Consider the following 13,203-nt stretch of genomic DNA (forward strand, 5'->3'; position numbering starts at 1 on the left):
ATACCGTTTTACCGAATCACGGATGGTTTCTACATATGGCAGGTTTTCGCTCCAAGGCTTCCCCTCGTCTTTCACCCGACGCCGAGCGACTGGTGGCGGACGCGCTCGCCCTCGATGCCTCGGGCAGCCGCATGGAAGACGGGTACTGGGAGCGGAGGCTCTCGCAACGGCTCGGCCGGCTGCTGAAGAACGGCAGCCAGTCGGCGCTGGACGCGGCACTCGAACACCTGTTCAAGCACAATCCGGACGCCTCCGACGTGCTGGCCGAGCAGGCCGAGACGCTGGCCGAATCGGCCACCGTGGAGCTCGACGGGGTGCGCTACGATGCGCTGCTGATCGCCGCGCCCATCCTGGCCCATACCCGCTACGCCATTCCCTCGGGCGCGCTCAAGCCCGACCTGGTGCAGACGCTCACCGTGCACCTGCAGGCCCACGTGCTGGCCGCGCAGACCAAGGTGGCGCTGTCGCCCTATCTGTACAGCATCGACCAGCTGCCGCGCACCCATAGCGACACCTTCGCGCTGACGCACAAGCTGCTGTCGGCCGCGCTGGCCGGCAACGCGCCCAAGGTCGACCTGCGCGACCTGCCCGAGACCGCCCCCATCCTGGCCGACCCGCGCTACCTGCTGGCCGTGGTGGTGGCACCGCACGAAGGCCCGCTGTTCCGCTGGCAGGAAGACGCCAAGGAACACCATGCCGAGCGCTCGATCTGCCTGGAGCATTGGCGCACCCAGGTACAGCCCTCGGTGGCCCTGCTGCTGCCCGGCTGCGAGTTCGAGCTGCTGCTGCCCGACGCCTTCTTCCTGTCCTGCCGCGAGTCGGACAAGAGCATCCGTCCGCTGACGGTGCGCGCGGCCGTCAACTACCTGTGCGGCACGCTGGACGTGCCGGCCGGCCAGTTGGCGGCGGTGCTGGCCGCCTTCGGCGAGGACGAGGTCGAGGAATACCGCGTGGGCTTCACCATGCGCGGCGAGAAAGACGTCATCTACGGCATCGTCTGGCCGGTCTACGGCCGCGAGGCGGGCGAGATCGACAGCGAGGAGAAAGGCGGTCCGGTCGAGCAGATCTGCGAGGAATTGCGCAACGCCGGCGTGGAAGACATCTTCCGCCATGCCGCACTGTTCGACCCCGAGTACTGCGAGGACTGCGGCACGCCGCTGTATGCCGACCGCACGGGCGAGATCGTCCACGCCGAACTGCCGGAAGACGCGCCCACGCAACAGCCGCTGTTCCACTGAGCCGGAGCGCGTCCGCGCTCCCGCCCCCGCCGACGGCCCGCCTTGCGCGGGCCGTTTGCCTTGGTGCCCCCCCGCCGCGCGGGGCTCAGCCGGCCGCCTCGCTGACGCAGCGCCAGAGCGCATGGCCGGAGGCGCCGTACTTGCGCTCGAACGGCGTCATGGCCTCGGCCGGCTGCCAGGGTTCGATCCGTGCCGGCCGCCCGGCCAGGGCCAGCGCCCGCGCGAACTCTTCCACGTAGATCTGCCAGTTGCTGCGGCACTCCAGGTAGGCGCCGCAGGCGGCCAGCGCGGGGAACACGGCGTGCCCCTGCCAGCGCCGGCCCAGATGGCCGATCTTGGGCCAGGGGTTCGGATACAGCACGTAGTGGCGGGCCACCGCCACCTGCAGGTCCTGCAGCAGGCGCCACACGTCCACCAGGTCGGCGCGGGCCCAGACGAAGTTTCCGGGCCGCTCCCCCTCCCACCAGTCCTTGCCGGCGGCCAGGCGCTTTTCCGACTGGTCCACGCCGATGACGAAATGGTCGGGCCAGGCCTGCGCCAGCCGCAACGTGCTCTCACCCACGCCGCAGCCGGCGTCCAGGATCAGCGGCGCACCGCCGGCCTGCTGCCAGCGCGCCAGCGCCGCCTCCAGCGCATTGCGACTGGCCTCGCCGACGGGCTTGCGGAAGGGCTCCGCCAGGTGGCGCGCCACGCGCGCGTCGAGGTGATCGTGGATGCCCGTCTGGGCCGAGGCGATGGTGCGGGAGTTGGCGAACATGGCCGCGATTCTACCGGGCCCGCAGCGAACGTCGGCGGAGCCCGCCGGGCGCGCCGCTGCGGTGCCGCACCCCGCCGACCGCGCACCGATGTCTTTTTGCCGGCACAATGCGGTCTGTCCGATCGAGAAACCGCCCGCCGGCGGCGCCACCGCGCGCCTGCGCGGGCTTGTACGAGGAGAGCATCCGATGACCGCCAGCCACCGCAACCCTCCCGCCCTGCCCGCCGCGCCGCGCTCGCCGCGGCGCCGTCGCCTGCTGCAGGCCGGCGCCGCGCTGGCGCTGGGGCCCGCCGCCCAGGCCATGCGCCCCGCCGCCGCCGCCGATCCCGACACCCTGCGCATCGGCCTGGCAGCCGACGTGACGTCGATGGACCCGCAGTGGAACAACGCCGGCCCGAACAACGCCATCGCCCTGCACATCTTCGAGTCGCTCGTGTTCATGGACAAGAACGCGCGCTATATCCCGGGACTGGCGCTGTCCTGGAAGCCGGTCAATGCCATCACCTGGGAAATCAAGCTGCGCCCCAACGTGAAGTGGCATGACGGCGCCCCCTTCACCAGCGAGGACGTCAAGGCCTCGCTGGAGCGCCCCGAAAAGCTCGTCAACAGCCCGGGCTCCTTCACCAGCTACACCAAGCCGATCGCGCGCATCGACACGCCCGACGCGCACACCGTGCGGCTGACCATGAGCGTGCCCAACTACGCCAACCTGGCCAATGACCTGAACAGCGTGCCGATCCTGCCGAAGAAGGTGGCGGCCACGCTCACCCAGGCCGAGTTCGACTCGGGCAAGGTCATGATCGGCACCGGCCCGTTCAAGTTCGTCCGCTTCGCGCGCGGGCAGGAGATCGTGATGGAGCGCAATCCCGACTACTGGGGCCCCAGGCCCGAGTGGGAGCGCGCGGTCTTCCGCATCCTGACCGACAATGGCGCCCGCACCGCCGCCCTGCTGGCCGGCGACGTCGACGTGATCGAGAGCGTGCCCTCGGCCGACGTGGCCAAGCTCAAGCAGAACCCCAAGTTCAAGATCGAGCAGCAGGTGTCCTGGCGCACCCTCTTCTGGCAGATGGACCAGGCGCGCGACAACCCGCCCTTCGTCACCGACAAGGCCGGCAAGCCGCTGGGCAAGAACCCGTTCAAGGATGCGCGCGTGCGCGCCGCCATCAGCAAGGCGCTCAACCGCGACGCCATCGTCAGCCGCATCATGGAAGGGCTGGCGGTGCCGGCCTCGTCCATCGTCTCGCCGCAGATCTTCGGCCACCCGGGCACCAGGCCCGACGCCTACGACCCGGAAGGCGCCAAGAAGCTGCTGGCCGCCGCCGGCTACCCCGACGGTTTCGGCCTGACCCTGCACGCCACCAACAACCGCTACCTGAACGACGCGGCGGTGGCGCAGGCCACCGCCGGCATGCTGACGCGCATCGGCATCCAGACCAAGGTGGAGACGATGCCGGTGGCCGCCTACTTCACGCGCGCGCGCCAGGGAGAGTTCGCCTTCGAGATGCTGGGCTGGGGCTCGGCGGCGGCCGATGTGGCGCTACGCTCCATCCTGGGCACACCCAACCCCAAGACCGGCTACGGCACCTGGAACTGGGGCAAGTACAGCAACCCGCAGCTCGACCAGCTGATCGAGAAATCGCTGACCACGGTCAGCAGCGACAAGGCTCGCGAAGAGAACGCCCGCGCGGCGGCCCGCTTCGCGCTGGCCGACCACGGCATCATCCCCTCGCACAGCCAGCTGGCGATGTGGGCGATGCGCAAGGGCGTGCGCTACGAAGCGCGCACGGACGAGTGGTCGCTCGCCCAGTTCTTCCACAAGGAATAGTTGGCGGCCCAGGCCGGTGCGGCGGGGATCGCGCCGCGCCGGCTCGCGCCCCTCTCCCGCCTGCGGGAGAGAGAGTCAAGACGCCATGCTTGACCAGCGGCGTCGGCGCTTCCTGCCGCTCAGATCCGCAGCCGCTCTTCCTGCCGTGCGTTGGCCGCGCGCAGTTTGGCCACCCAGTCGCGCGCCGGCAGCCGCGTGGTGGTTTCCACCACCTTGGCGCGCGCCTCCAGCACCTCCCAGGACACGTCGATCACGGGGCCGTTGAAGGCCAGTGCGATGACATTGCCGTCGTGCACCTCGGGGAAGACCAGCACGCGGTTGTCGAAGGCATCGCAGATGCGCACGATGTTCTTCGGGAAACTGTCATGGTCGCCGAACAGGTTGATGGTCATCACGCCGGGGGCCTTCAGCACGCGCCGGCAGGCGCGGTAGAAGGCGGTGGTGTCGAGCACGGGCCCGCGGGCGGTGGCGTCGTACAGGTCCACCTGCAGCGCGTCGACGCTGCCGGTGTGCGCGGCATCCATCACGTAGTCCCAGGCATCCTGCTCCAGCACGCGCAGCCGCGTGTCGTCCTCGCGCAGGCCGAACATGCTGCGCCCGGCGACGATGACCGCGGGATTCAGCTCGACCGCGGTGACGCGGGCGCGGCTGAACTGGCGGTGATTGAACTTGGTCAGCGCCGCCGCGCCGAGGCCGAGCTGGGCCACGTGGAAGTCGGGCGCGGACGGCGACAGGAACAGCAGCCAAGCCATCATCTGCTGCGCGTACTCCAGCTCGATGGCATCCGGCTTGCGCAGGCGCATGGCGCCCTGCACCCACTCGGTGCCGAAATGCAGGTAGCGCACGCCGTCCATTTCCGAGAACGTGACCGGGGCGAAGCGCGGCGTCATCCGCTTCTCGTCGCCCTGGGCGCCGCGGCGCGCGGGCTTGTCCTCGCGCGGCTCGGCGTCCGGGCCATCGCCTTGCGCCATACGGCGTTGCGCGCGTGCGCCCCGGGCTGGACGGCGGGAGGCCTCGGCCTCGATGGATTTGCGTTTGAGCAGAGTCATGGAATACGGATTCGTATGGTGCTGGCCCGTATCGGCGGGCCGGTTGAAAATCAGGGGAACGTGCCGCGGCGCCGCGGTGCCTCAGGGGGAGAAGGCCCGGCGCTCAGGGCCTGACCTGCGCCGAGCGGGCGCGCTCCAGCCACTCGCGATTGTGCTCGCGCGCATGGCGCGGCCAATGGCGGGCGTCGTGCACGATGTCGGCGTACAAGGTGCGCGCCCGCTCGCGGTCGGCGGCGTCCGGCTGCTGCGCCAGCCAGTCCGCGAACAGGCAGCGCGCTGCCGCATCGCTGGCGCAGGTGAGCGCCGCCTCGAAGGCGGCACGCGTGCCCGCCGCGCCCTGCGCGGCCAGCGCGCGCGCATAGAGCAGTGCCGGGTCGGCCTGCTGGCGCAGCAATGGATTGGCGGCGAACAGACGCTCCAGTGTGGCCACTGCGCCGGCGCTGTCCTGCGTGGCGAACTGCGCCTGGGCCAGCCCGAGCAGCAGTGCCGGATCGCTGGCGAAGGGGCCGCTGGCGGCCTCCTGGTAGTGCTGCAGCGCTTCCTGCGGCTGGCCCGCCTCCAGCAGGGCGGCCGCCAACCGCATGCGGTGGGCCACCGTGGGCGCGCGGTCGAAATCGCTGCGCGCTTCCCGCACCGCGCGGTTCGGGTCGACCAGGTTGGTCAGCGCGCGCGTGGCGACGCGCGCGCCGCGCGACTGGCGCAGCGCCGGCAGGTAGATGGCGAAGAAGTACACCACGCTGCCGAACAGCGGGAAGGCGAACAGGATCAGCAACCAGTACATGTTCTGCTGCGTGCGCACCGCGTGGACGGCGAAATAGATGGCGACGATGACGTGGAGGCTGATTCCCAGGTATGGCATTGCGCAAGAGGAGCCGGCGCCGCTCGCGGCCGGCCGATCGGAGGTCGACAGACGGGAATTGTGACAGAACTGCGGTGACAGGACCGCGAAGCGGAACCGCCGCCCGCCTCCGCCGCGCGTCGGCAGGCAAGGAAGGTGAGAGGCGGTTGGAACGGTGCCGCGCCGGACCGGACCGCGGCAGGCAAGAAGCGGGAGGGGAAAAGACCCGCTCCGGCGCGCGCGGCACCGGAGGCGGTGCGCCGCTCAGCGCTGGCGCTTCTGCGTCTCGGGCAGCAGTTGCGAGTCGTCGCCCAGCGAGGACTCGATGCGGCGGATCTCGCCCTGCAGCTTGTCGAGCTGGATGCGCGCCGCGCGGCTCTGGATCTCGGCCGCCTGCGCATCGTTCTGCGAAGTCTTCTGGTCATCGACCATGCGCTTGCGCTGGGCCTGCATGGTGCGCAGGTCGCCCTGCAGGACATCGGCCTGCGCCTGGGCATCCTGGATGGCGCGGTCGTACTGGCGCTGCAAGGTCGTCAGCACCTGCCGGCGGATCCCCTCGGCCGCCATCGCTTCGGCCTGCTTGTTGGCCTTCTGGTACGCGGCCTCGGCTGGCGCCAGCGCGGTGAAACGCAGCACCCGCCAGATCTTGTTCTGGTACAGCTGGCCCACGTAGCAGACCAGTTGCTCGTTGGCGAGCAACAGCGTGGTGCCGTATTCGCCGTTGACCGCCGAGCGCAGCTCCGTGACCGAGCCCTGCTGCAGGCGCTGCTGCAATTCCCCCATCAGGCCGGACGCCGTGACGTCGGCGACCGGCTTCCTGCCCGCGGCATCGTCCGGCTGCGCCGCGGCGCCCTTGGCGATGGCGGCGGAGCCGAACAGCGAGAGTTGGATCGCGACGATGCCGGCGAGAAGCCGGGTACGGCACAGGCTGTCGTACATGCTGTATCTGGTGGTGGGCAGTTTGCTGGGAACGCAGCCGGTCGGCTGCGGCACGGCCTCTTCGGCGCGGCAGCGGCGACGAATCTTAACAAGATTGTGCCAAGGCAGGGAGGTTTCCCCCCTCTTCACCTCAGGCTCGGCTCCGTCCGACAGGCCTTACGGCTGTCCCCGGGGCAAGCTTGAGACACCACAACCCCCACTAAAGAGGGGGATCAGACAACAATGCCCGCCACAGTTCAAGCTTCTGCGCGAAGCTGCGCGCGGCGTGGGCCGGGCTCGACGAGGGCAGCAGCACGGTCTGGTAGCCGGCCGCGGCGAACTGGGGGGCGAAGCGGCCGGAGGTGCCGCCGTTGAAACCGACACGCCGCAGCGACGGCGCGAGCGCGCGCAGGCGTGCGAAATCATTGGCCTGCGGCTGGCGGATGCTGCTGTCCAGGCTGCCCGCGCGCACGCAGGCGCCGAGCACGTCCCAGACACCGATGCGGTGGGCCAGCAGGCACGCCAGGCGCTCGGCGTAGGGCAGTCCGGCCAGCGGCTCGCCGGTCAGCGCGCCCATCAGCGGCCAGAACTGGTTGCGCGGATGGGCATAGTACTGGCGCGCCGCCAGCGAAGCGGCCCCGGGGAAACTGCCCAGCACCACCACCCGCGTATGGCAATCGAGCACGGGCGGCAGGCCGACCTGCAGGCCGGCCTCGGCGGCGTCAGCCGCGACAGTGGCCCTGGCTGCCGCCACGCCGCTTCAGGCCAGCAAGCGATTGACGCGCTGCACGTAGGCGGCCGGGTCTTCCAGCATGCCGCCCTCGGCCAGCAGGGCCTGGTCGAACAGTACCTGCACGCGGTCGGTGAAGGCCTCGCCCTCGGGCAGGTCGCGCAGCCGCTTGACCAGCGCGTGCTCGGGGTTCAGCTCCAGGATGGGCTGCACGTCCGGCGCCTTCTGCCCCGCCTGCTTGAGCAGGCGCTGCAGGTAGCCGCTCATCTCGCCCTCGTCCGACACCAGGCAGGAAGCCGAGTCGGTCAGGCGCAGCGTCACGCGCACGTCCTTGGCCTTGCCTTCGAGCGCGGTCTTGGCTCGCGCCACCACGTCCTTCCAGTCGCCTTCGGCCTTCTCCTGCTCGGCCTTCTCGCCGGCATCGGCCAGCGAGCCCAGGTCGAGGCCGCCGCGCGCCACCGAGACCAGTTCCTTGCCGTCGAACTCATGCAGGAAGGACAGCATCCATTCGTCGACGCGCTCGGTCAGCAGCAGCACCTCGATGCCCTTCTTGCGGAACACCTCGAGATGCGGACTCGACTTCGCCGCCAGCCAGGTGTCGGCGGTGACGTAGTAGATCTTGTCCTGGCCTTCCTTCATGCGCGCTACGTAAGCCGCCAGCGAGACGTTCTGCTCGGCATCGTCGTTGTGCGTGGAGGCGAAGCGCAGCAGCTTGGCGACGCGCTCCTGGTTGGCCTGGTCCTCGCCGACGCCCTCCTTCAGCACCTGGCCGAACTGCTGCCAGAAGCTGGCGTACTTGTCGCGTTCGGCCTGCTCTTCGCCGTCGGCCAGCGACTCGAGCACCGACAGCACGCGCTTGGTGCAGCCTTCGCGGATCGCCTTGACGTCGCGGCTCTCCTGCAGCAGCTCGCGCGAGACGTTCAGCGGCAGGTCGGCCGAATCCACCACGCCCTTGACGAAGCGCAGGTAGCTCGGCAGCAACTGCTCGGCCTCGTCCATGATGAAGACGCGCTTCACGTAGAGCTTGAGGCCGCCCTTGTGGTTGCGGTCCCACAGGTCGAACGGCGCGCGCGCGGGGATGTAGAGCAGCTGGGTGTATTCGCTGCGGCCTTCCACGCGGTTGTGGGTCCACGCCAGCGGCGCCTCGTTGTCATGGGCGATGTGCTGGTAGAAGGCGGTGTACTGCTCGTCGCTGATGTCCGACTTGGCGCGCGTCCACAGGGCGCTCGCCTGGTTCACGCTCTCCCACTCGTCGGTGCGCTGGTAGGTGCTGGCCTCGGCATCCCAGACCTCCTTGGGCATGCGGATCGGCAGCGAGATATGGTCCGAGTACTTGCGGATGATCTCCTTGATCTTCCAGGCCGACAGGAAATCGTCCTCGCCCTCGCGCAGGTGCAGCGTGATGGTAGTGCCGCGCGCGGCGCGCTCGATGGCATCCACGGTGAACTCGCCGTCGCCGCGGCTCTCCCAGCGTACCGCCTCGCCGGCGGGCAGGCCGGCACGGCGCGTCTCCACGGTGACCTTGTCGGCCACGATGAAGGCCGAGTAGAAGCCCACGCCGAACTGGCCGATCAGCGCGGCGTCCTTCTGCTGGTCGCCGGAGAGCTGCTGGAAGAATTCCTTGGTGCCCGAGCGGGCGATGGTGCCGAGGTTGCGGATCGCCTCGTCGCGGCTCATGCCGATGCCGTTGTCGGTGAGCTTGAGCGTGCGCGCGGCGCTGTCCACCTCGATGCGGATGGCCAGGTCGGCATCGTTCTCCAGCAGGGCGGGATTCGCGATCGCCTCGAAGCGCAGCTTGTCGGAGGCGTCGGAAGCATTGGAGACCAGCTCGCGCAGGAAGATTTCCTTGTTGCTGTACAGCGAGTGGATCATCAGGTGCAGCAGTTGCTTCACTTCCGCCTGGAAGCTCATCGTTTCGTGCGGTGCGGTCATGGTTCTCCTCTTGGAAATCTCGTCATCCCGGCAAGGCGCCGGGGCTGTGGCATGCGGAACGGCGGGAAAGCGCCTGGCGCGCCGCCGCCGCGCGCCTGCACGGCGGGCACGGCAGCGGCGCCCGTGACCCGACAGATAGGGCCGGACCGGCGGTTTTCAAGCCCGGCCCGCGCGGCTTCGGCGCCGCCCCAGGCTAACGCTCGAGCTGGCGCGCCAGGAAGCGCAGCATGCCCGGATCGGCGCTGCTGGCCACATTGAAGCGCATCCAGCCCGAAGGCAGTTGCGACGGTGAGAACAGGCTGCCGGGCGCGAACAGGAAACCCTCTTCGTGCCCCGCCGTGGCGATCGCATTGGTATCGCGCCCGGTGTCGGCCCACAGGTACATGCCGGCCTGCTGGCCGGGAAACAGCTTCAGGCCGAGGTTCTCCAGGGTGCGCCGGGTATCGTCGCGGGCACGGTCCAGGCGCGTGCGCACGCGCTCGACGTGCTTGCGGTAGTGCCCTTCGGTCAGCACCTTATAGAGCGCGCGCTCGTTGATCTCCGGCGAGGTCAGGCCGGCCAGCAGCTTGCTGTCGGTCAGCGCGGCGACCAGCTCCGGGTGCGCCGCGATGAAGCCCACGCGCAGGTTGGGCGCCAGCGTCTTGGAGAAGCTGCCCAGGTAGATCACCCGGCGCAGCTGGTCGAGGCTGGCCAGCCGCGTGGCGCTCTGGCCCGGCGGCAGCAGGTCGCAGTAGATATCGTCCTCGACGATGAGGAAGTCGTACTGCTCGGCCAGGCGCAGCAGCTGGAAGGCCGTGGCCGGCGACAGCGAGGTGCCGGTGGGGTTGTGCACCACCGAGTTGATCACGAACAGGCGCGGCCGGTGCGCCTGCACGATGCGCTCCAGCGCCTGCAGGTCCGGGCCCTCCGGCGTGTAGGGCACGCCGATGACCTGGGCACCCTGGGCGGCGAAGCGGCCGAACATCACGAACCAGGCGGGATCGCCGACCAGCACCGCGTCGTCGGGCTGCAGGTAGAGCCTGGCGATCAGGTCGAGGGCCTGGGTGATGCCGGAGGTCAGCACGATCTGCTCCGGCGCGGCGCCGATCTCCAGTTCGGCCAGCCGCGTGCGCAGTTGCTGGCGCAGCGGCAGGAAGCCCTGGGGCGAGCCGCTGGCGAGGAAATGGCTGCCGGGCTGCCGCCCCAGCGCGCGCAGGGCGCTGGCGATCAGTTCGCCATCCAGCCAGTCGTTGGGCAGGAAGCCCAGTCCCGGCGCCTTGTGGCTCTCGACCGTGTGGAACATGCTGCGCAGCAGCCAGGTCACGTCGATATGGCGTGCCCGCGCGGGCACCGCCGCCGCCGGCACCTGCGGGGCGGCCGGTTCGCGTACGTAGAAGCCGGAGCCGCGCCGCGATTCCAGGTAACCCAGCGCCACCAGGCGCTCGTAGGCCTCGACCACGGTGAAGCGCGAGATGCCCTTGTCCTGGGCCAGCTGGCGGATCGACGGCATGCGCATGCCGGCGCGGAAGACCCGCTCATCGATGCGCATGCGGGCCCACTCGGTCAGTTGCTCCACCAGCGTCATCTGCGCCGACGGCACCGGGTCGGGCAGGCGGTCGACGCGCGGCACCACCAGCCGCGGCCGCGCCGCCGGCATGCCTTGCGCGCCGCTTCCGCTATCCTTCGGTAACTGGGCCACAGCCTGCTCGCCTTCCATGTCCGCTCCCGCAACTGTACTGAACACGAACAGAGTAACTGTCTAGGTACTGTACTGACAACCTTCTCTACTATCGAAGCCAGATGACACTCGCCCTGGACCATCTCGTGATCGCCGCGCCCGACCTCCACAGCGGAGCGCAATACGTGGCCGACCATCTCGGCGTGGTGCCTCAGCCGGGTGGCAGCCACCCCGGCATGGGCACCCACAACCGACTGCTGGGCCTGTACGGCGACTGCTACCTGGAAGTGATCGCGCCGGATCCGGCTGCGCCCGCCCCCGGGCGGCCGCGCTGGTTCGCGCTCGACAGCGAGACCGTGCGCGCGCGCCTGGCCGGCGGCCCCTTCCTGCTGCACTGGGTGGCGCGCGTGGAGCGCCCGGTCGACCTGGAGCGGTGGCAGGCGCAGTACCCCGGCCGCATCGCCCCGGTGATGCCCATGACGCGCGCGCACCTGCGCTGGCGCATCGCGGTGCCGGACGACGGCGGCCTGCCAGCCTGGCATGGGGAGTCCGGCCCGGCCGGCGACGGCATCCTGCCCACCCTGATCCAGTGGGACAGCGCCGAGCGGCCCGGCATCGCGCTGCCGCGCCAGGACCTGGCATTGCGTGCGCTGCGCGGCCGCCATCCGCGCGCGGCGCTGCTGCAGCAGGGGCTGGACTGGCTCGGGGCGGGCAGCCTGGTGACGCTGGAGCAGAGCGAGGGCGAAGTGGAATTGAGCGCGGAGATCGAGACGCCGCAGGGCGTGCGCACACTGCGCTGAGGCCGGCGGGCCAGGCACCACGACCCGCCAGGACGGTAGAAGACTGAGACAGACGACAGGACGGACCAGCAGGAGACCCCAAGCCATGAGCGCCACCCGCAAGCGATTCGATGACGATGCCTACCTGCAGCAATGCGAGGCCACGGTGGTGGCCGTGCACGCGGAGGGCATCGAACTCGACGAGACGGTCTGCTACGCGCGCAGCGGCGGCCAGGCCGGCGACACCGGCACGCTGACACGGCCCGACGGCAGCGTGGTGGCAGTGGCCGACACCGTCTACAGCGCCGACCGCAGCCGTATCCTGCACGTGCCGGCGCCCGGTGCCGTCCTGCCGCAGCCGGGCGAGCGTGTCACGGTACGCATCGACTGGGAACGCCGCCACCGCCTGATGCGCCTGCACACCTGCCTGCACCTGCTGGGTGCCCTGATCCCGGTGCCGGTGACGGGTTGCGGCATCTCGCCCGACAGCGCCCGCATCGACTTCGACCTGCCCGAGTCCACGCTCGACAAGGCCGATCTCGGCGCCCGCCTGAATGACCTGATCGCGGCCGACACCGCGCTGGCCATCGAGAAGATCACGCCGCAGCAGCTGGCCGCCCAGCCGGAGCTGGTGCGCACGGCCGGCGCTGCGCCGCCGGCCGGCAGCGATTTCATCCGCATCGTCAGCATCCCCGGCGTGGACCGCCAGCCCTGCGGCGGCACCCATGTGGCGCGCACCGGCGAGATCGGCCCCGTGCTGATCAGCAAGATCGAGAAGAAGAGCCGCAGCAATCGCCGCGTGGTGGTGCAGTTCGCGCCGGCGGGCGCCGCCTGAGGCCGCAGCCATGCCGACCGACCTGCTCGCCGGGCTGAGCGCCACGCAGTTCCTTGCGCTGCTGTCACTGATGACGCTGGGCTCCTTCACGCCCGGCCCCAACACCACCATCGCCGCCGTCAGCGGCGCCAATTTCGGCCTGCGCGCAACGCTGCCGCACTGCGCCGGAGTCGCGCTCGGCTTCGCCAGCATCCTGGCGCTGTGCGCGGCCGGCGTGGGCGCGCTGGTGCTCGGCCATCCGCTCGCCGCCGGCCTGCTGCATGCCGGCGGCGTGGCCTACCTGCTGTGGCTGGCGTGGAAGCTGGCGCGCAGCACCGTGCTGGCCGAGCGCCAGGTCCTGCGCCCGCTGCGGCTGTGGCAGTCCGCCGCGCTGCAGTACGCCAATATCAAGGCCTGGATGCTGGCGCTGGCCACCGCCGCCTCCTATATGGCCGGCGCCCCCGCACCCTGGCAGCGCGGCCTGCTGATGTGCGCCGTGTTCGCCATGTTCGGCTTCGTCAGCAACGGCGTCTATGGCGTGCTCGGCGCCTCGCTGCGGCACTGGCTGGCCGCCGGGCAGCGCGTGCGCTGGTTCAATCGCACCATGGGCCTGGCGCTCGGCCTGACCGCGCTGTGGATCGCCGCCGCCAGCCGCCCCGCATGAAC

Annotated in this window: 12 protein-coding genes; 5 read left to right on the forward strand and 7 right to left on the reverse strand. The window is 70.2% G+C overall.

What is annotated here, in order from left to right; all coding sequences use genetic code 11:
- Positions 1–35: 35 nt before the first annotated feature.
- The gene (locus BKK81_RS14985; RefSeq protein ID WP_071014419.1) at positions 36–1,238 is read left to right on the forward strand and encodes a DUF2863 family protein; all 1,203 of its coding nucleotides are present in this window, start codon (positions 36–38) and stop codon (positions 1,236–1,238) included.
- Positions 1,239–1,323: 85 nt separating this feature from the next.
- Here the strand turns inward: BKK81_RS14985 and trmB are convergent, their stop codons facing one another.
- Positions 1,324–1,995, reverse strand: a complete 672-nt coding sequence (gene trmB / locus BKK81_RS14990) for a tRNA (guanine(46)-N(7))-methyltransferase TrmB (RefSeq protein ID WP_197523928.1) — start codon at positions 1,993–1,995, stop codon at positions 1,324–1,326.
- A gap of 187 nt (positions 1,996–2,182) precedes the next feature.
- Here trmB and BKK81_RS14995 point away from each other — a divergent pair, with 187 nt between their 5' ends.
- On the forward strand, positions 2,183–3,820 hold the full coding sequence (locus BKK81_RS14995; RefSeq protein ID WP_071014421.1) for an ABC transporter substrate-binding protein: 1,638 nt from the start codon (positions 2,183–2,185) through the stop codon (positions 3,818–3,820).
- 119 nt (positions 3,821–3,939) lie between these two features.
- Here the strand turns inward: BKK81_RS14995 and BKK81_RS15000 are convergent, their stop codons facing one another.
- The 6 genes from BKK81_RS15000 to BKK81_RS15025 form a co-directional block, all read right to left on the reverse strand.
- On the reverse strand, positions 3,940–4,869 hold the full coding sequence (locus BKK81_RS15000) for a spermidine synthase (protein ID WP_071014424.1): 930 nt from the start codon (positions 4,867–4,869) through the stop codon (positions 3,940–3,942).
- Between the two features lie 103 nt (positions 4,870–4,972).
- Positions 4,973–5,728 carry a tetratricopeptide repeat protein gene (locus BKK81_RS15005; RefSeq protein ID WP_071014427.1) on the reverse strand — a complete coding sequence of 252 codons (756 nt, stop codon included), beginning with the start codon at positions 5,726–5,728 and terminating at the stop codon, positions 4,973–4,975.
- A 243-nt stretch (positions 5,729–5,971) separates the two neighbouring features.
- A complete protein-coding gene (locus BKK81_RS15010; protein ID WP_071014429.1) occupies positions 5,972–6,646 on the reverse strand; it encodes a DUF2968 domain-containing protein in 675 nt (224 codons plus the stop codon).
- A gap of 199 nt (positions 6,647–6,845) precedes the next feature.
- Positions 6,846–7,379, reverse strand: a complete 534-nt coding sequence (locus BKK81_RS15015; RefSeq protein WP_071014431.1) for a DNA-deoxyinosine glycosylase — start codon at positions 7,377–7,379, stop codon at positions 6,846–6,848.
- A 6-nt stretch (positions 7,380–7,385) separates the two neighbouring features.
- Entirely contained in the window at positions 7,386–9,287 is a 1,902-nt protein-coding gene (htpG, locus tag BKK81_RS15020) for a molecular chaperone HtpG (RefSeq protein ID WP_071014434.1), read from the reverse strand.
- Between the two features lie 193 nt (positions 9,288–9,480).
- Positions 9,481–10,983 (reverse strand): aminotransferase-like domain-containing protein, encoded by a 1,503-nt coding sequence (locus BKK81_RS15025; RefSeq protein WP_071014436.1) that lies wholly within the window; start codon positions 10,981–10,983, stop codon positions 9,481–9,483.
- Positions 10,984–11,066: 83 nt separating this feature from the next.
- Here BKK81_RS15025 and BKK81_RS15030 point away from each other — a divergent pair, with 83 nt between their 5' ends.
- The 3 genes from BKK81_RS15030 to BKK81_RS15040 all read left to right on the forward strand — a co-directional run bounded on the left by BKK81_RS15030 (position 11,067) and on the right by BKK81_RS15040 (position 13,201).
- Positions 11,067–11,744 (forward strand): VOC family protein, encoded by a 678-nt coding sequence (locus BKK81_RS15030; RefSeq protein ID WP_071014439.1) that lies wholly within the window; start codon positions 11,067–11,069, stop codon positions 11,742–11,744.
- Between the two features lie 85 nt (positions 11,745–11,829).
- Positions 11,830–12,558, forward strand: a complete 729-nt coding sequence (locus tag BKK81_RS15035; protein ID WP_071014442.1) for an alanyl-tRNA editing protein — start codon at positions 11,830–11,832, stop codon at positions 12,556–12,558.
- Positions 12,559–12,568: 10 nt separating this feature from the next.
- Positions 12,569–13,201: a LysE family translocator gene (locus BKK81_RS15040; protein WP_071014444.1), complete on the forward strand. Its 633-nt coding sequence runs from the start codon at positions 12,569–12,571 to the stop codon at positions 13,199–13,201.
- The last annotated feature ends 2 nt before the right edge of the window (positions 13,202–13,203 follow it).

Origin of the sequence: Cupriavidus sp. USMAHM13 (genome assembly GCF_001854285.1) — a bacterium.
GTDB lineage: Bacteria > Pseudomonadota > Gammaproteobacteria > Burkholderiales > Burkholderiaceae > Cupriavidus > Cupriavidus malaysiensis.

Coding starts and splice junctions, on each gene's coding strand:
- trmB (WP_197523928.1), bottom strand. CDS start 1,995: ATGTTCGCCAACTCCCGCACCATCGCCTCGGCCCAGACGGGCATCCAC.
- BKK81_RS15030 (WP_071014439.1), top strand. CDS start 11,067: ATGACACTCGCCCTGGACCATCTCGTGATCGCCGCGCCCGACCTCCAC.
- BKK81_RS14985 (WP_071014419.1), top strand. CDS start 36: ATGGCAGGTTTTCGCTCCAAGGCTTCCCCTCGTCTTTCACCCGACGCC.
- BKK81_RS14995 (WP_071014421.1), top strand. CDS start 2,183: ATGACCGCCAGCCACCGCAACCCTCCCGCCCTGCCCGCCGCGCCGCGC.
- BKK81_RS15025 (WP_071014436.1), bottom strand. CDS start 10,983: ATGGAAGGCGAGCAGGCTGTGGCCCAGTTACCGAAGGATAGCGGAAGC.
- BKK81_RS15000 (WP_071014424.1), bottom strand. CDS start 4,869: ATGACTCTGCTCAAACGCAAATCCATCGAGGCCGAGGCCTCCCGCCGT.
- BKK81_RS15035 (WP_071014442.1), top strand. CDS start 11,830: ATGAGCGCCACCCGCAAGCGATTCGATGACGATGCCTACCTGCAGCAA.
- BKK81_RS15005 (WP_071014427.1), bottom strand. CDS start 5,728: ATGCCATACCTGGGAATCAGCCTCCACGTCATCGTCGCCATCTATTTC.
- BKK81_RS15040 (WP_071014444.1), top strand. CDS start 12,569: ATGCCGACCGACCTGCTCGCCGGGCTGAGCGCCACGCAGTTCCTTGCG.
- BKK81_RS15010 (WP_071014429.1), bottom strand. CDS start 6,646: ATGTACGACAGCCTGTGCCGTACCCGGCTTCTCGCCGGCATCGTCGCG.
- htpG (WP_071014434.1), bottom strand. CDS start 9,287: ATGACCGCACCGCACGAAACGATGAGCTTCCAGGCGGAAGTGAAGCAA.